Origin of the sequence: Paenibacillus sp. FSL F4-0236 (assembly GCF_038000135.1) — a bacterium.
GTDB lineage: Bacteria > Bacillota > Bacilli > Paenibacillales > Paenibacillaceae > Paenibacillus_AQ.
Window position 1 is genome coordinate 3321665 of the sequence record NZ_JBBOBK010000001.1, and the last position, 18298, is coordinate 3339962.

The following is an 18298-nucleotide window of genomic DNA, read 5'->3' on the forward strand; positions in this document are numbered from 1 at the left end:
CAGGCTAAAAAGCAAATCAGTTTCTCGCTTTCTCGTTTACACTTAGGAATAATTTGGGTATATTGATTATGAATTGATCCTGAATACATAGATTGGAGTGTACTTTACATTGAAAAAATGGATTTCACCAGCTTTGCTGGCAATCACCTTTATCCTTAGTGCCATAGGACATTATGCAGATTGGGACCACACGCTTCAGTTCGTTCTCTCTGCAGTAGCCGTTGTGTTTGTGGCTGGCTTTCTGGGCCGCGCTACAGAAAGTGTAGCACATTATGCTGGACAGCGGTTAGGCGGATTCCTAAACGCTACCTTCGGTAATGCCGCAGAGCTAATCATTGCCTTTTTCCTAGTGAAGGAAGGACTGTTCGACATGGTGAAAGCCAGTCTTACCGGTTCCATTATTGGCAATCTGCTGCTTGTCCTAGGTTTAAGTATTTTCGCTGGTGGGATGAAGTTCAAAGTACAGAACTTTAACGTAACCCTTGCCGGTATGAACGGTTCCCTTATGATCGTAGCGGTGATCGCTTTATTTGTACCGGCTATGTTCTTCAATACCCATTCCATAACTGAAAAAGATACAGACGTGCTGAGTTTAATCGTTGCTGGGCTGCTCATCGTTTCGTACATGGCCTGGCTTGTCTTCTCCATGATTACGCACAAGAAACATCTAGAGGACGTTACAGAAGCCGGTAAGGAAGAAATGGCTCATGAGCATGCGCCTAAGTGGTCCAGAAACAGATCCATCCTTTATCTACTTCTTGCTACGGTGATGGTAGCCTTTGTGAGTGAGTGGCTGGTAGGGACGCTTGAGACACTAACTGAGCGCTTTGGATTTAGTGAACTGTTTGTAGGTGCCTTCCTCGTGGCAATCATCGGTAATGCCGCAGAACATAGTGCAGCCATTATGCTAGCCATGAAGAACAAAATCGGCGCGGCAGTAGAAATAGCTGTCGGGAGCAGTCTTCAAATTGCACTATTTGTAGCGCCTGTACTTATCTTCGCCAGTTATTTCATGGGTGATACTATGGACATTGTGTTTACAACGATCGAAATTGTCGCCATTGGTGTCGCCGTCTTTATTGCCAAATCAATCACTCAGGATGGTTCGACCAACTGGTATGAGGGTCTCTTGCTATTAACGGTTTATCTAATTCTCGGAGTCTCCTTTTATCTAGTATAAATACTTCCTTATTCATTCTATAATTCTCAAAAAAAAACGCACATGAGTGACGAAAGTCCTCATGTGCGTTTCTATGAATACTATAAATCAAAACTTATTCTTCTTTTGCTTTGTTATTCAATGCCTCATAGAGCACTGCTAAATTCCGCTCCAGCTTACTCAGCACCATTTTACCGGTAATCTCTGGCACCAAACCTGCTCTAACCGCAAAATCGACCTCTCTTGAGAAACCGTACATTTGGGTATCGAGCACTTCCTCATAGAGAGGGCAGTAGCGTGTTGCCAGATTTTCCATCTGCACTTCAATAAGTTGCTGAATTTTATCGGCATCTTCTTGTAGAAGATTGATCGCTTTAAGATTAAACTGTTCCTGTAATTCCGACGAAGTCATGCCTCTTCCCCCCCATGTCCAAAAGTTAAGCTGCTTTTACTATTTTACTTAATATTAGTCGAAATCGGATATCAATACAACAATTCTGTTTATACTAACCATTTATTTGAAAGAAGCAGCTATGTTGTTTATAAGGGATGCCATTAATTCCTCATCTATTTCTAGAAAAAACGCCCCACCGTAAATCGGTAGGACGTCTTTACATACAACTATTACTCAGCTACAACTGTAAAGTTCAAACCATGTTTAGCAAAAACTTCACTCATTGCCTTCTTAGCTTCTTCTGCATCTGTTCCGTGAACATGAAGCTCGTAGCTTTGGCTTGATACCAAAGTCGTGAACAAACCAAGGATACTCTTAACATCAATGTACTTGTTGTCCGCTTGAAGAACGATTGAAGAGTTGAACTGACCTGCCGTTTGAGCAATATCAACGATTGCCGCATTGTTACTGGACATAGAAATCCCTCCGCAACTTGATTATGAAACATAAGTCATTTGTAATCATTTCTTATGATACCTTGAATCCGCTTACTTGTGCAAGGTGTTTTCTTACTTTTACAGCTTATTTCAAGTTTTCAGGATTCAGACCTTCCAGTTCTGGTAACACGAAGATTCCATCCTTACGGATTAATACATCGTCAAAATAAATCTCCCCGCCGCCATAGTCTGGACGTTGGATTAATACAAGATCCCAGTGAATGGAAGACCGGTTTCCGTTATCTGTAACATCATATGCTTGTCCTGGTGTAAAGTGCAGGCTGCCTGCAATTTTCTCATCGAACAGAATGTCATTCATTGGGTGCAAAATGTAAGGGTTAAAGCCTATGGCAAATTCTCCAATGTGACGTGCGCCGTCATCTGAATTCAGGATTTCATTCAAGCGAGCGGAGTCATTGCTTGTTGCTTCAACAATTTTACCGTTCTCGAATTTGAATTTGATATTTTCAAAAGTCACTCCGTTATAAACGGATGGTGCATTATAGCTGATCGTTCCATTTACAGAATCACGAACAGGAGCGCTGTAAACCTCGCCATCCGGAATATTCTTTTGTCCAGAGCATTTCTCTGCACCGATTCCTTTGATGGAGAACTTAAGATCTGTTCCAGGACCTGAAATATGTACCTTATCTGTTCTGCGCATGAGATCAGCCAATGCATCCTGAGCCTTGTCCATTTTGGCGTAATCCAAATTACACACTTCGAAATAAAAGTCCTCAAATGCTTCTGTACTAATATTTGCAAGCTGAGCCATACTCGCATTGGGATAACGTAATACTACCCACTTCGTATGCTTCACGCGTTGTTCACTATGCACTGGATGGGAATACAAAGAATTATACAATTTCATATTTTCTTCTGGAACATCGGACAGGTCATTTACATTCTCACCTGCACGGATGCCGATATAGCAATCCATTTGCTTCATCCGGTTCAAGTCAATTTCAGCCCATGTCTGAAGACTCTCACGTGTTGCATATTTAAGCATGCTGCGTAGGACTGTACGATCTGTCAACTGAACAAAAGCATGACCGCCAGCTTTACCGATTTCCTCAACAACAGCTTTGATTAAATCTCTTTCATTGCCAATCATTTCTACAAGCACGTTCTCGCCTGGCTGAACATCTACGGAATAACCTACAAGATTTGCCGCCAGCTTTTGAATTCTGGGATCTTTCATTGTGTACTCTTCCTTCCTCTGTCTGAAAAATAAGCATGCTGTTCTATTGTAGCACGCCCTTTATGGAGCGCAAGACCTGCATAACCATGTAAAGATTAACGGTAACCTGTGAAATCCACCTTAGATACATAAGTTTCATTTTCAGATTTATTCATCATTTCACCGGAATAGCTTACTTTTCGATTCAAGGTAAGCCTTCTGGGAAGATTATGCTTCTTATCAACCGTTAGGTGGTAGACCGTTTCAACATTAGCCTGTTTCAGCTTTTGCTGTAGCTCATTATTTTTCTTCTGCCACAGCTTCTCCAAAGCTTTCGTCACTGCCTGATCAGCCTCTGTGTTGTTCTCAGCGGATTCGGGGACTTTAGGACGAAGGTTCTGCATTTCTTTTTCCAATTCAGCAGACAGCTGCTTTCTAGCCTCTGAAGGGGTCAATTCGATTCGCAGCACACTTGTCCCTCTGCCTGCTCCAGCCTCTTCGGTTACACTCGTCTCCATGGACTCAAGCTCCTCGAGTTGCTTTAGCGGATTTAGCGCAGGTAATGGATTTCCCTCCTCCGAGGAATTTTCAGTAGTCTGAAGTTCCCATCTGCCCTCTTTTTTCTCTAACTGACTGTAATAAGGTTTCAGAGCATATGCGCTACTCTTTAAGTCTTTAACGCCATCAGCTGCTGCTTTTTTGGTCATAGATTTATCTGGAAGAAGCGTGTACAGCTTGACCTTTTTATGATCCTCCACTGTGCCTCCGTAGAACAATAAGGATTCAGGAACTGTTGTTCCCCCTCGTTTCAGCATATTCGCCCCTTCAAAAACAACCTCATCACTTCCAGCCATCCCTGCCATCGCCAAACTTAAATCTTCCTTCGCAGGTTTGTCTCTTATGACGCTACATCCGCTACATAACAGGCAATACAGTGTCAGAACTAGAGGGACTCCTCCCTTAAGTAATAATAGCTTTCTCACGGACCTCAGGCCTTTCTCGGAGTATTTTACTTAAGTACAACCCACGTATAGGGTTCTCTCTTCCTGCAAGCCTTATACCGCAATTAGAGCCAGAATAACTGTGCATATAAAAAAAGAACCCATGAACTTTACCTCACGGGTTCTTAATATTGCTATCATTTTCTTTGGTATCAAAAACAACTTGGTTCCGGCCGTTATTCTTAGCTTTATACAGCGCCATATCCGCTCGATAAAATAATGACTCAACACTTACTCGATCGTCCATCCAGCTCCATTCCGCTATTCCGCAGGATACCGTTACACTAGGTTCAGTTTCTTCCATAACGCGTTTGCGTATACGCTCAGCTACATAACCCGCCTGCTGCATTCCCATTAACGGTAAATAAACGGAGAGCTCCTCCCCACCCCACCTCGCAGCAATGTCGCCTTGACGGATGGAAGATTTCACAATTTCACTAACCTCTTTTAGAATCTTATCGCCTTTTTGATGACCATAGGTATCATTCACGATTTTGAACTGATCAATATCCACAACAATTAAACAACCGCAGAAGTCCGTAGACTGTCTTTCTTTTATCTCTTCGTCCAAATAATGACGAGCATAGAGACCCGTTAGGCTATCTCTATTCGCAAGACGTCTAACTTCAGCATGTAGCCTGGCGTTACCTACTGCTAGACCAATATGCCCCGCCATCGCCTGCAATAGCCTGTAGTTGTCATAGGAAAAATAATGAGAATCTCGATGTGCCAGCATAATCGCACCTCGCACTTCTCCACCCACACTAAGAGGCGTGGCAATCAACGACTGCGAACCGGTAGCATTCATTAGTCGGGAAGTTGTCTTAGGATTATCTATGTAGTCAGACATGATCAGTGATTCACCTGTGGAATACACCTTTCCACCTAAACCTGCCCCTACTTCTAATACTTCATTCTGCAATGACGGATGGTTGCAGGCAATAACTTCTAGGCCACCCTTTTCCTCATTCATATGTAAGATACAGCAGTAATCTGCACCAAACATTTCAAGTAGCTCTTCAAACGCAAATTGAAAAATATCGCCTAAACGCAAGCTTTGATTCAAACGCTGGGTAAGCTCATTACTCATGCGAAGCTCACGGATTAGCTGATTGGAGCGCTCATAAAGCTTGGCATTCTCAAAAGCAGTCCCTGCCGTATCGGCTACCATTGTGAGAAACCGCAAATCAACGTCAGGGAAGATTGGATTATCCATCACCATATGGAATACCCCATAAACCCCCTGCTTACCACCTAACGGAAGCCCTATTTCTACATTTCGGTGATTTTCATCACTAGTGTGCAGCGCAACACGTCCATCCTTGAACGCCCTGGCACAGACATCATCACTGGACATGTGGAAAGGTAACGGTTTGACCTGCGGATTAGTGCTGCGATGATCTTGTGACATATACAGGTCGAGTCTGGCTCCAGGATACATCGCAGAGATGCTATCAATGACTTCCGAAAGTACAGCATCTACATCAATATTGTCATGCATCCGCTGAACAATCTGAAATAACAATGAACGACGATTGCTTTCACGTTCTGCATGAATATGGGTACTTGCAAGATCAGCTACAAATATATGTTCAAACTTATGATAAAAACAGGTGCGGTAATGCAGCGACATAGCTTCTGCAGTATCTCGTCCACCCATTTCATATTGTTGCGTAGGCATAGAACAGCCCAAAAACGCAAAAATTTTATTGTCGACGCGAGTGAATAGCGGTATGGTAAAAAAACTCAGATCCTTACCTTCTACGGTTAACGGAACGGCAGAGATTGTTTCTGAAATCAAGCTAGAAGCCGCCGCCTGTTCCCACTGCTGCCTCCATAGTTCTTGTTGATCCAAACTATTGTTTATATATTTACCTTCAAAATTCAGCACACACCATTCCCATGATCTAGAGAATGGAAGGGCATTGAGCCCACCAAACCATTCATTGAAACTGTCTGCAATCAAATTTGCTAGATAAGGGAAGTCATGCGTTACTATTTCCGTTTCCCTAAGCCAGGCGGTGGGATCTTCGGAATCTCTACTAGCGTGTAAGTTGTCCTGTAACAGCATACGGCTGTCTTTATGGACGTATGCTTTCTGCTCTGACATAACGAAGATCCCCTTTGCATCTTGATTAAGAAAACTATCTTCCCTAGTAACAACTAATTAACTATATTTTACTCCCTTTCTTTGTGCATTGCATTATATTTTCATCATTTCCGGGACTTTTTTTTAGGACCAAAGAACTATCGACAAAGATTGACAAAAACTCTTTTAATAAGCGCTTGACTTTATATACTGTATTCATATAATATTTATTGTTGAACAAGACTGTAACAAGTCTTACTTGGGCGTAACGTTGTGTCACCCTCACGCATTTCGTTACTGCCAGGGCAGCGGCTGAACTTCCCTGGCAGTGTGGAAGCCATTAATGCTAATCACGGATACGAAATGCGGCGCAAATAGGCCCTACCCTGAAATTTCAATTATAAAGGAGTCTACTATAACATGGCACGTTACACCGGACCTAAATTCAAACTCAGCCGCCGTCTGGGAATTTCCCTTAGCGGTACAGGAAAAGACTTGAAACGCCCTTTTCCACCAGGACAACACGGAGCTAACCAACGCAGAAAAGTAAGTAACTACGGAATGCAGCTTTTGGAAAAACAAAAACTGCGTCACATGTATGGTTTGGGAGAGAAACAATTCAAAACTCTCTTCACTAAAGCACAAAAGCTTCCAGGTCTTGCGGGCGAAAACTTCATGTTCTTGCTTGAAAGCCGCTTGGACAACCTAGTTTACCGTCTTGGATTTGCTAACTCCCGTGCTGGTGCACGTCAGTTGGTATCCCACGGACACGTAACTGTTAACGGCAAAAAAGTCGACATCGCTTCTTACCGTGTAAGCTTGGGCGACGTTATCGGTCTTCGCGAAAGAAGCCAAAGCATGGCTTCCATCAAAGAAGCTCTTGCTAACCGTTCCCACCTTCCAGCTTACCTGGAATCTGCTGAAGGATCTTTCGAAGGTAAATACATTCGTTTGCCAGAACGTTCCGAGCTTTCCCAGGATATCGATGAGAAACAAATCGTCGAGTTCTACAACCGTTAATATCTCGTTTATAGCGAGTATGACCAAAGCCTCCGGATTTATCCGGAGGCTTTTTGTTATTCTAATAGGTAATGAACACTCCGACTGCATTCAAAATCGCCAATTTGTGCTATAATAATTCCGTTAAAAGGAGGAATTATCGTCGATGGTTCAAGAGAACAAGAAAAAAAACGTAAAGAAGCCTTCACCCCGCAGATCTGGGCTTAGCAGGTTCGGTTCTGTAGTTAAGTGGATGTTTATTCTTGGCATAATAGGCATTCTGTTCGTCGGTGGTGCAGCAGCAGGATACGTCACTTCCATGGTGAAAGATGAACCTGTTCGCTCTGAGGAAATGATTCAACAGCAAGTCGGGCAAAATGCGATCACCGGATTCGCATACTTCCGTGATGGCGCACCGATCGGCCAGCTTCGTACAGAAGAAGATCGAAGGCTCATTCAATACAACGACATCCCCCAGATTATTATTGATGCAGTTCTCGCTATAGAGGACAATAATTTCAATGAGCATAATGGCGTGGATTTCAAAGGCACCTTACGGGCCGTCAAACAAAAGATATTAAATGAATCCGTTCAGACCGGAGGCAGTACACTTACTCAACAGCTCGCAAGACGTGTATTCCTCAATCTGGATCGAACAGAAGATCGTAAAGCAAAAGAAATTCTACTTTCACTTAGACTAGAGCGCTTCTTGACAAAGCAAGAGATTTTAACGGCTTATCTGAACAAGGTTCCGTTCGGAAATGGCTCGAATGGCTATAACGTATTTGGGATTAAAGCTGCATCCAAAGGTATATTCGGTCTGGATGATCTAGACAAGTTGAATATTGCCCAAGCGGCGTATTTGGCCGGTCTTCCACAGCTCCCATCCGCTTATTCAGCATTCAATGGCGTTGGAGAATTCAATGCAAAGGCGTTCAATAGGGCTATGGATCGTCAACAGCTTGTACTTCGTCGTATGCTAGAGGAGAACAAGATCACTACCTCCCAATATGATGAAGCACTCAAGTTTGATATTAAAAGCTCTCTCGCTCCTCACACTAAGAAAGCCTATGCTACATATCCATACCTAATGATGGAGACGGAGCGTAAAGCATCTGAGATTCTTTTGTCACTAAATGAAAAGAATAACAGTACAGCTGATACCAATAGCTCTAGTGATAATGCCGTACTTCTTGAGGAAGCAAGACAACAGTTAATGACCGGCGGTTACCGAGTCTATACCACGATTGATAAGAAAGTATACAGTGCAATGCACAGTATTTCCGAAGATAGTAGTAATTTCACCAAGGACAGCAAAACAAAAGGTGTTGAACAGACGGCTGGCATATTGATCGACAACAAGACCGGAGCCATTCTCGGTATGATTGAGGGCCGCGATTTTAATATCGAGCAAATGAACTACGCAACCCAAATGGTCCGGCAACCCGGCTCAACGATGAAGCCGATTTCAGCATACTTACCTGCCTTAGATGCAGGACTGATTCAACCTGCTGGAATCTTAGATGATGCTCCAATCATTTTGAAGGATGGCGGGAAAGGCTTCCATATCCCTAAAAATGCTAACAATCGCTATCAAGGTTTAGTTACGGCTCGCTATGCACTTAATAAATCCCTCAACATACCGGCGCTTAAACTATTTAACGAGAAGGTCGGAATAGAGGATGCTTGGGCCTTTACTAAAAAGCTAGGGATCACTACACTCACCGAAGATGATTACAGAGCGCAGACTGGGGTTATAGGCGGTCTTCGATACGGTACATCCGTTGAGGAATTAACCAATGCCTATTCCGCCATTGGCAATAAGGGAGCATTTAATGATGCTTATATGATTGAGAAGATTGTGGATTCGGAAGGCAAGATCGTTTATCAGCACAAGGTTAACCCTGAACAAGTATTCTCTGAGCAAACTGCTTATCTAATGACCGATATGCTGCGTACAGTAATCACAGAAGGTACTGCAAGCACAGTAAGAAGAGATTATAAACACTTTAAAGACGTTCCGATTGTAGGTAAGACTGGCTCCACTCAGAACTATGGCGATGTCTGGTTCATGGGCTACACCCCTGATGTCACACTTGGCATGTGGGTTGGTTATAAGGAACAAATTAATACCCTTACAGGAGATACACAAAAACGACAAGCACAGACCTTATGGGCTAAAGTCATGAATACTGTTATTGATAAGCAGCCAGACTTGTTCGTTACAGACAAATTCACACAAACTGAAGGAATTACCAAAAAGACAGTTTCCGCGTACAGCGGTAAGCTGCCAACGGCTCTAACTGATAAATTTACAACGGATCTTTTCAATACGAAATATGTACCTAAAGAGAGCGACGATGGGATTTCCAAAGCAAAGTATATTACTTACAACGGCGTCAACTATATCCCACTCGAAGGTACACCGGAGGATTTCCTGAAAGAAAAAATCGTCGTTAAACGTGAAAAGCCGATCCAGGAATTAGTTAAGGAGCTCTTGGCAGCATTCCCTAAGATGAAGGAGCATAAATCGCTGGAGTATTATATGCCAACCGATGCTAAGACAGATTTCCCTACTGAAGTCGATCCACGTGTGGACGACGGTACTTCGCCTTCGGCTCCTGGAAATGTAAGTGTCTCATACAGCACTGGAAAAGCTGTGATTACCTTCTCCCCAAGCGGCTCTCCAGATGTAGTAGGATACCGCTTATACCGTTCTTTAAACGGAGGGTCTTTCCAGAAGCAAGCTGTAATTATGGCTGACGAGAGCAAGGTATTCTCGCCAGGAACGCCTGCGAGTGCCAATGCAACATTCTATGTCAGTGCTGTTGATGTCGCAGGTAATGAGACCGCTTCTGGTAGCGTTGCTGGAGGCACTACACCAACTCCGGAAGCAACACCAACTCCAGATCAGCAACCGGAGACAACGCCTCCTACAGGCTCTGAGAGTACCCCAGGAGAGGATATCGAGATTCCTGGAACCATTCTACCTACGCCTACTTCAACGCCATCTGGCGAAGGTAGCAGTAACGGAAACAGTAATAGTGGTACAACCGGCAATACGACTGGAAACCATTAATCGGTAGTCCGAAGAATAACTTCACACAGCAAAACACCGTTCCCTTGAATTCTTTAGGGAACGGTGTTTTTTTATGATCCATTCTAATCTTCTATCGTTGATAAATCGCCAGTTGGGAGATGAAGCTCCCAAGCCTTTAATACACGCCGCATAATTTTACCTGATCGTGTCTTAGGAAGTTTATCCTTAAATTCGATCTCTCTCGGCGCAGCATGCGCAGACAGTCCGGCTTTAACAAATGCCGCGATCTCCTCTTTGAGAGCAGCTGTAGGAGTATAGCCTTCTCTCAGCGAAATGAAAGCCTTGATAATTTCCCCACGCACCAGGTCTGGTTTACCAATTACACCCGCTTCTGCCACAGCAGGATGCTCTACCAATTTACTCTCCACTTCAAAAGGTCCTATACGCTCACCAGAAGAGTTGATAACGTCGTCAATCCGTCCTTGAAACCAGAAATACCCATCATCATCCATATAAGCAGAATCACCAGAAATATACCAACCAGGAATGCGGAAATACTCCTCATACTTCGCCTTATTGTTCCAGATCGAATTCATCATGGATGGCCAAGGCGTCCGTATTGCAAGATTCCCCATTGAGAATGGTGGGAGAACATTGCCTCGATCATCTAAAATCGCAGCTTCAATGCCTGGCAACGGACGGCCCATAGAACCTGGTTTGATATCCATTCCAGGATAATTACAGATCAGTTGCGCTCCCGTCTCTGTCATCCACCAGGTATCATGAATGCGCTGGTTGTAGAACTTATCTCCCCATCGCACGACTTCAGGATTTAACGGTTCTCCAACAGACAGGACATGGCGCAGGCTACTCAAATCAATTCCCTGAATTGAACTCTCTCCTGCCCCCATCAACATACGAAATGCTGTAGGTGCACTGTACCAAATACTAACCTTATTTCGTTCAATCGTCTTATACCAATCCTGAGGACTAAAGCGTCCCCCTCTCACGACATTCGTTACCCCATTTAACCAGGGAGAAAATATTCCGTAAGATGTTCCTGTCACCCAGCCTGGATCAGCTGTACACCAGTAAATATCATCTGGACGTAGATCCAGCACCACTCTACCTGTATAATAATGTTGAATCATTGCTCTTTGCACATGATAAACGCCTTTAGGTTTTCCTGTAGAACCAGATGTATAATGCATGATAAGGCCATCGTCCAGGTCAAGCCATTCCAATTCGAGCTCAGAAGACGCGTTATCCATCTCCTCAGTGAAACCTAAGTTACCTTGCTCGATATCAGAGGTACCGCCTACTAGAAAAATATGACGCAAATTCGGAAGCTCATCTCGCTTCACACGATGAAGTAGTTCAGGTGTAGTAACTAAAGCAACCGCACCACTATCTTCCAGCCGGTCCTTAACTGCTGTTTCCATAAAGGCTTCGAACAGAGGGCCCGCTATTGCCCCAATCTTCAGAATACCTAGTAAACTAAAATATAGTTCCGGTTGACGAGGCATAAAAATAAATACCCGATCTCCCTTACCGATACCATATTTACGCAATACATTTCCGAACCGATTCGACCGTTCCTGCAGATCGGCAAATGTATAGGATTCATCCCGCACCGCATCACTGTAGAGCAGGGCCGTCGCCGCTCCCCGTCCTTCTTGAACGTGGCGATCCACTGCTTCATGTGCCATATTAACCTTTCCAGTGTCATACCATGAGAAGTTACGTTCAACATCCTCCCACTTAAAATTGGCTACTGCCTGGGTGTAATCAGACATATTGGAGCTCTGCACACGGCCAGGCAAAATTTCGCTATGGACTTGACCCATCACTCTTGCCTCCCTCACTCGTTTGATTTAAGCTTTAAGGGTAAGACTCTTCTCTTAGATAATGATGTCAATGCAATGAATGTGAATTTTTTATGTCTGAATTAGTATAACATAGCAAACGTTTACATTCCATATTTTATCATCCGAAAGGAGCACAGCTATGGAGCATCGTAAAATCCCTGTTTCCCATACGCTTTCATATAAAGGTAGAACAATAACAATAAGCGGCCCCCGATCACCAGAGGACCTTAAAGTCCTCCATATGCATCATGATCTTGATGCCTTCCGCAAGCCGATTGAACAGCAAGAAGCTCTCGTAGAGATCGCTAGCCTGCCAGAAGGACGTATAATTACAGCTGTAGAGGATGGCACTATAATAGGCTATGTAACCTTTCATTATCCGGATGAAATGGAGCTTTGGTCGCAGGGAGGAATGATGGATCTAATTGAGCTTGGAGCTATTGAGGTGAGTAATGATTATAGGGGAGCCGGACTAGGCCGGCTGCTGATTTCCACTGCTTTTGAGCAAGAGCAATTGGAGAATTGTATCGTCTTTACAACAGAGTATTACTGGCACTGGGATTTAAAAGGCAGTGGGCTGGACGTATGGGCCTATCGCCAAATGATGGAGCGGCTAATGAAAACCGTAAATATGGTTTGGTATGCTACGGATGATCCCGAAATCTGTTCACATCCAGCAAACTGCCTAATGGTTCGCATTGGACAAGAGGTACCTATGTCCTCACAGGAGACTTTCGACAGGGTACGCTTTAGACAGCGCTTCATGTACTAAACGAGTATTAAAGATGCTGCAGCATATATTCTAATATAGAATGTGAGCGCCCTGAGGCTTCCACCGTGAACTCCTTAAAACTCACATTTGCTGACCCGTCAGACTTATCAGACATCGAACGAATAATAACAAAGGGAGTGGCGTTCATCACACACACTTGTGCAACCGCCGCCCCTTCCATCTCCACGCACGCTCCGTCCAATTCCTCTCTTAATTTGGCTACAATCTTCGCATTAGAAATGAATTGATCACCTGAAAGTACTTTGCCGACCAAGTACTTTTGGCCTAACTCGTTACACGCCCTCTCAGCAAGGAGTACCAATGAAGGGTCTGCCTGAAAGACAGAATTATCCTGATAAGGTATTTCACCTTTTGAAAAGCCAAGTGCTGTAGCATCCATATCATGCTGAACACAAGTAGATGATATAACAATATCTCCAATATTCAATTCAGGGTGCACAGCCCCAGCAACCCCAGTAAACAAGACACTAGACACACCAAAGGAATCAATTAGAATTTGTGTCGTAACTGCTGCATTCACTTTACCTACCCCAGATTTACAGAGCACTACAGACTTTCCTAATATATTTCCTATGTAATAATGAATTCCTGCCTTGACCTTCGTCTCCTTATTCTCCATCCTTTCTAGTAATAGCTTAATCTCTTCATCCATCGCACCAATTAATCCGATTTTTTCAGGCAAAGATACCGCCTCCTCCGATGATTTACTCTGTAAAAAACATAAAAAGCTCCAAAAGGAGCTTTTTACGGAAATACTGTTTAGTTCTTAAATTACTTATTCAGATGATTAACAGACAGGCGGAGAATCGTTTCATGAGGCAAGATAACCCGCGGATTCTCAACCGTCTCTTTCTTCATGAGTTTCGTCAAAAGTCTCATTGCTACCGCACCTAGGTCATACATAGGCTGGGCTACAGTTGTCAACAATGGACGAACCATCGAAGCCATACGGATGTTATCCACACTAATAATGGAGAAGTCATCCGGTACCTTCAGGCCTTCATCCTGAATACTGTGAATTGCACCAATAGCCATCTCGTCGGTTGCGGCAAAAATAGCGGTTGGCTTCTTCTTGAGTCCAAGGAAATACTTCATGGCTTCGACACCAGATTCATAGCGGTAGTTACCGATACGTACCAAGTCTTCTTGATACTCGATTCCAGCCTGTTCAAGTGCCTTCTTATAACCATGGAAACGTGCATATCCATTCGCAGGATCCTGGAGTGTACCACTGATCATTGCGATTTCTCGGTGACCGTGACGAATCAAAGTATTTACTGCATCAAAAGCAGCGGTTTCATGATCGATGTCAACGGAAGGATAAGTTCCCTTCTCATCCCGTGTAGCACATAGGACAATCGGAACTGCAGAAGTCTGGAAAGCTTGAATATGTTCTTCGGTTACCGTACCACCCATGAAGAGCAGACCATCGACCTGTTTCTCCAAAAGGGTATTGATGACACGGATTTCCTTTTCTTTACGCTTATCCGCGTTACACAATATGATATTGTAATGATACATGTTCGCGATATCTTCAATCCCGCGTGCAATTTCTGCAAAAATCGAGTTTGAAATATCAGGGATGACAACCCCAACGGTTGTCGTTTTCTTACTGGCAAGTCCTCTCGCCACGGCATTGGGACGATATCCCAAACGCTCAATCGCTTCAAAAACTTTCTTCCGGGTCTGCGGTTTCACGTTAGGGTTATTGTTCACAACCCGTGATACCGTAGCCATAGATACGCCTGCTTCTCGAGCTACATCGTAAATGGTTACCGTCAAATTACTCTCTCCATTGCGATAAATTTTATCGTTCGACTAATTAAAAATATGATACGACACTTTGTACAATTGTGCAATGATAACGCTTCATTTTCCTTTCAAAATTTCTTTCAAGGCTGAAGACGTAACCCCTAATTACAATTTTTGACTAGTGTAGGTTTCCCTATTCACGAGCACAATAATGTAACTTCTATCTATCGTAACAAAAAGTGAGTGAAAAATCCAACATTCCGTGAAAGTTTTTCATTATTTTCACAGAATGTTTTAATAATTTGCGTTTTTAGTCGTTTGGAACGTTAATTGAGACAGTCTTCGACTAGTTTCTTCCATCCAATTCTGGTCTTTAAGCCCCTCAGCTAGTCGGTATAGATCAAGTAACATATCCACTCTAGCCTGAATTGTCTCTCGGATAGCCAACTCTAATTCTTGAAATCCTCCGACAATAACCTCTGTCAAAGCTTCTTTTAGGACACTAGCTAATTCATTTCTTTGAGTAAACGAAAAATCTTGTCTTGGCACATCCGCGTTCAATTCTTTCACTAGCTTTCCTAGATCTGCTTTAATAAACGACAAGGGCTCATAACTAGTACATTTCGGACAAGTATAGACAGGGACATGTGTAATCTTCACCCTCGTATTAAAAATCAATGAATGCATATGTAAGTTCATGAGGCCACCGCAGCTGCACAACTTCTCCATTAAGTTATCTGTATACATCTTCTACACCTCTTGCAAGAAATGAATTAAGTACAAAGTATGACTTTTCAATTTCTATATTCGACCTCCCTCGATTAAAACCCTCCTTAATTGCATATAATGATTAAATTGGCAATTCGTCTATAATTTACAACCCTTCAGATGACTTCGTATTTTAAATTTGATAGAATATGAAGGATCATGTGATACGAAAGGAGCTTAACAAAATGAGACTAGCTGGAAAAAAGGTCATAGCACTCGTAGACGATGAATTTGAAGATTTGGAGCTCTGGTATCCCGTGTACCGAGTTAGAGAAGAAGGCGCTGAGGTTCACTTGGTAGGTTTGGAAAAAGATAAAACATACATCGGCAAATATGGTGTGCCTGCAAAAGCGGAGTACTCCTGGGACGATCTTAATGCCGGAGATTATGACGGGATTTTAGTTCCTGGCGGCTGGGCCCCTGATAAAATCCGTAGATACAGTGCCGTACTAAAGCTAGTGCAGGATTTCAATGCAGCTAAGAAACCTATTGGGCAGATCTGCCATGCAGGCTGGGTATTAATTTCCGCTAAAATTCTGGAAGGTGTAACCGTCACCTCCACACCCGGCATCCGTGATGATATGGAGAATGCCGGAGCGATATGGAAAGATGAAGCTGTGGTTACGGATGGACATATTATTTCTGCTCGTCGCCCGCCAGATCTGCCGCCCTATGGCAAAGCTTTTTGTGATGCGTTAGCTGGGGAATAGGGTACTGTACAAATATATTGGTTAAAAAATAAACAAGCCCTGTTTCTCCATTTGAGGAACAGGGCTTTTGATTTGCTTCGCTCGACTTTGGAGCTACTTACTTAATTCTAATGGACGCTTTCTCCTTGATTTTGTTTGGATAAGAATTAAACCAGAAAGTCAACGGTTGGGGTAGCTTTTCCTTGCCTACATTGAAAATATAGGTTACTGTAGTTCCCTTACTACTTTCATTAAACTCTCTATATCCTGAGTAATTATTTTTGATAGTTTCCATCATATGCCCGCTTCCAGAGCTATCTTCAAAATAATCGCTCAATGCAAAACCTCTATCATTAAGCGAGTCCTTCTCTTCTTTAGGAATAAAGTAATCTAATACCAGAATTCCCTGCTCTTCGTTCTCCATTCGTTTGGAAATCGTCAGATTGCTATCCGGTACCTTCAGAATCTGCTGTGTTTCGGTATTAATCACAAGCTCCAGCTTAGATTGATCTAGAGCAGAAATCCCTTCAATTTCAAACTTAATCGGATCATCAGGTCTCATATTATCATTATGATAAATATTCGATCCACTTACCCACATTAACTCCTCTTGTTGCTCTCCTTTTCCGATGACAAGCTTAGGTGAAAGCATATTAAATATCCTCATTGTATTCTTTTGGTCATATCTTTCCCGCATATAAATACCCGTAGGTCCAATATAGATATTCTCCATATTAATTTGCTGTCCGGCGATGGACAGACTATCCTTTAGATCAACTCTTTTTCCTTGAATATAAACCTTGTTGGTATCCATTGGAATCTGAATGTTTAAAGATTTAAGCTCACCGCTTGATAAAGCTGGATCATCAGGTGCTGGAAGCAACCTTAGAGAAATATTCAACGGGTCTTCCAACTCATCCTGATATTGATCCCATACGATTTGCTCGTACATACGAGTTGTCCCAGGAGATCCAACATCTTGTGCGTTAATAGTGCTAAACCCGCTGTATCCTGTGCGATAAATATTACTTTCAGGAGTCTTTTTCAAGGATAGTCCAAACAGCTGCATTTTCCGATCTGTATTGTTTTCAATTGTATACAGAACCGCAATTCCTCTTCGATCGGCCATAATTCCATTAACCGTCCACTTTATTCCATCCACCTCAGCTGAAGAAATATTTACTTCCTTCATCATCCCTGCGTCAAGTGCCGATGTGATGGTCAGATTATTAGCGATAGTCGGGCGGAATACTTCAAGCGATCCCCAGCTTTTTGGTGGTAACTGCGCACGTACAGGATTGGCCATCTGATTTACCCATGGGACAATAATCAATAAGGCAATAGCTAAGACCGCCAACGTAATAACAGCGTATCTTTTTCTAAAAGAGAATCTTTTGTGGCTACCTTGCTGCATCCCCTTGCGAATCGCGGCATCCAGCTTAACATCCGGGATCTCCTCAGCCTCGACATCAATTCTCTGAAAATAATCGTTAAGCAGCTTTTCTTCAGACTCAGCCATAAAATAGATCCCCCTTCCGTTTCATTCTGTCACGCAGCTGTTTCAGACCTTTATTGAGCCATGTCTTCACGGTTCCCTCCGGTTTATCCAGTACCTCTGCAATTTCTGCAAGGGTCATATCCTTGTAATATTTGAGTACAAGCACCTGGCGATACTTCGGCTTTACCCCTTCCAACGCCTGTTCCATGTCTAATCTGCGGTCGCTTTTCATTTCCATGATCCCTACATCACTTCGAGCAGCTTCTGTGACAGCGTTCCTCTTTCTGCGCTTCAACTCATCGTTACAGCAATTGATCAGAATACGTGTTAGCCATGGAGCAAATCTCTCGGAGTCTTTTAAGCTTTTACGTTTAATCCATGCACGGCAGGTTGCCTCCTGTAGAACTTCCAACGAATCCGCTTCGTTTCGTAAATAGCTATAAGCAATGCTGTATAGCTTTCTTTTCTGTTCAGCTACCAGCTCATAAAATATGTCTTCATCCGTAGCGACTATTTCCATTTCGTCATTAATAATGTGTTCCATGCTTGTTTTGTCCTCCCCCCTTGCTTT

The 18298-nt window shown here is 43.1% G+C and carries 16 protein-coding genes; 5 read left to right on the plus strand and 11 right to left on the minus strand.

Translation table 11 applies throughout. The annotated features are described in order from the left end of the window. The first annotated feature begins 109 nt into the window (after window positions 1-109). Window positions 110-1180 carry a calcium/proton exchanger gene (cax, locus tag NSQ29_RS15130; protein WP_341125473.1) on the plus strand — a complete coding sequence of 357 codons (1071 nt, stop codon included), beginning with the start codon at window positions 110-112 and terminating at the stop codon, window positions 1178-1180. Window positions 1181-1274: 94 nt separating this feature from the next. Here the strand turns inward: cax and NSQ29_RS15135 are convergent, their stop codons facing one another. The 5 genes from NSQ29_RS15135 to NSQ29_RS15155 form a co-directional block, all read right to left on the minus strand. Further along, the gene (locus NSQ29_RS15135; protein ID WP_042126833.1) at window positions 1275-1571 is read right to left on the minus strand and encodes a YlaN family protein; all 297 of its coding nucleotides are present in this window, start codon (window positions 1569-1571) and stop codon (window positions 1275-1277) included. Window positions 1572-1783: 212 nt separating this feature from the next. After that, window positions 1784-2029, minus strand: a complete 246-nt coding sequence (locus NSQ29_RS15140; RefSeq protein ID WP_042126831.1) for an HPr family phosphocarrier protein — start codon at window positions 2027-2029, stop codon at window positions 1784-1786. A 106-nt stretch (window positions 2030-2135) separates the two neighbouring features. After that, complete coding sequence (locus NSQ29_RS15145) at window positions 2136-3251, minus strand: aminopeptidase (protein WP_076282932.1); 1116 nt, start codon at window positions 3249-3251, stop codon at window positions 2136-2138. Between the two features lie 95 nt (window positions 3252-3346). Next, window positions 3347-4213: a hypothetical protein gene (locus tag NSQ29_RS15150; protein ID WP_341125474.1), complete on the minus strand. Its 867-nt coding sequence runs from the start codon at window positions 4211-4213 to the stop codon at window positions 3347-3349. 133 nt (window positions 4214-4346) lie between these two features. After that, window positions 4347-6341, minus strand: coding sequence for a sensor domain-containing diguanylate cyclase (locus NSQ29_RS15155; protein ID WP_341125475.1), 1995 nt, complete (start codon window positions 6339-6341; stop codon window positions 4347-4349). Between the two features lie 399 nt (window positions 6342-6740). On the opposite strand from NSQ29_RS15155, the gene rpsD reads away from it, so the two are divergent. Further along, complete coding sequence (gene rpsD / locus NSQ29_RS15160) at window positions 6741-7340, plus strand: 30S ribosomal protein S4 (RefSeq protein ID WP_042187338.1); 600 nt, start codon at window positions 6741-6743, stop codon at window positions 7338-7340. Between the two features lie 145 nt (window positions 7341-7485). Then, window positions 7486-10398, plus strand: a complete 2913-nt coding sequence (locus NSQ29_RS15165) for a transglycosylase domain-containing protein (RefSeq protein ID WP_341125476.1) — start codon at window positions 7486-7488, stop codon at window positions 10396-10398. 83 nt (window positions 10399-10481) lie between these two features. Here NSQ29_RS15165 and acsA read toward each other — a convergent pair whose 3' ends face one another. After that, entirely contained in the window at window positions 10482-12206 is a 1725-nt protein-coding gene (acsA, locus tag NSQ29_RS15170) for an acetate--CoA ligase (protein WP_339247399.1), read from the minus strand. Window positions 12207-12366: 160 nt separating this feature from the next. On the opposite strand from acsA, the gene NSQ29_RS15175 reads away from it, so the two are divergent. Continuing rightward, window positions 12367-12999 (plus strand): GNAT family N-acetyltransferase, encoded by a 633-nt coding sequence (locus NSQ29_RS15175; protein ID WP_341125477.1) that lies wholly within the window; start codon window positions 12367-12369, stop codon window positions 12997-12999. Window positions 13000-13006: 7 nt separating this feature from the next. Here the strand turns inward: NSQ29_RS15175 and NSQ29_RS15180 are convergent, their stop codons facing one another. From NSQ29_RS15180 to NSQ29_RS15190, 3 genes are all read right to left on the minus strand, one after another. Further along, window positions 13007-13702 (minus strand): 5'-methylthioadenosine/adenosylhomocysteine nucleosidase, encoded by a 696-nt coding sequence (locus tag NSQ29_RS15180; RefSeq protein WP_341125478.1) that lies wholly within the window; start codon window positions 13700-13702, stop codon window positions 13007-13009. A gap of 89 nt (window positions 13703-13791) precedes the next feature. Further along, window positions 13792-14802: a catabolite control protein A gene (gene ccpA, locus NSQ29_RS15185; protein ID WP_042187330.1), complete on the minus strand. Its 1011-nt coding sequence runs from the start codon at window positions 14800-14802 to the stop codon at window positions 13792-13794. 264 nt (window positions 14803-15066) lie between these two features. Next, a complete protein-coding gene (locus tag NSQ29_RS15190) occupies window positions 15067-15519 on the minus strand; it encodes a hypothetical protein (protein WP_149644167.1) in 453 nt (150 codons plus the stop codon). 206 nt (window positions 15520-15725) lie between these two features. Here NSQ29_RS15190 and NSQ29_RS15195 point away from each other — a divergent pair, with 206 nt between their 5' ends. Beyond that, a complete protein-coding gene (locus tag NSQ29_RS15195) occupies window positions 15726-16250 on the plus strand; it encodes a type 1 glutamine amidotransferase domain-containing protein (RefSeq protein ID WP_341125479.1) in 525 nt (174 codons plus the stop codon). 97 nt (window positions 16251-16347) lie between these two features. Here the strand turns inward: NSQ29_RS15195 and NSQ29_RS15200 are convergent, their stop codons facing one another. Together NSQ29_RS15200 and NSQ29_RS15205 are read right to left on the minus strand one after the other, a co-directional pair. Further along, complete coding sequence (locus NSQ29_RS15200) at window positions 16348-17748, minus strand: DUF4179 domain-containing protein (protein ID WP_341125480.1); 1401 nt, start codon at window positions 17746-17748, stop codon at window positions 16348-16350. Then, window positions 17741-18271, minus strand: a complete 531-nt coding sequence (locus tag NSQ29_RS15205) for a sigma-70 family RNA polymerase sigma factor (protein ID WP_341060539.1) — start codon at window positions 18269-18271, stop codon at window positions 17741-17743. The genes NSQ29_RS15200 and NSQ29_RS15205 overlap by 8 nt, the downstream gene beginning before the upstream one ends. Between the last annotated feature and the right edge of the window lie 27 nt (window positions 18272-18298).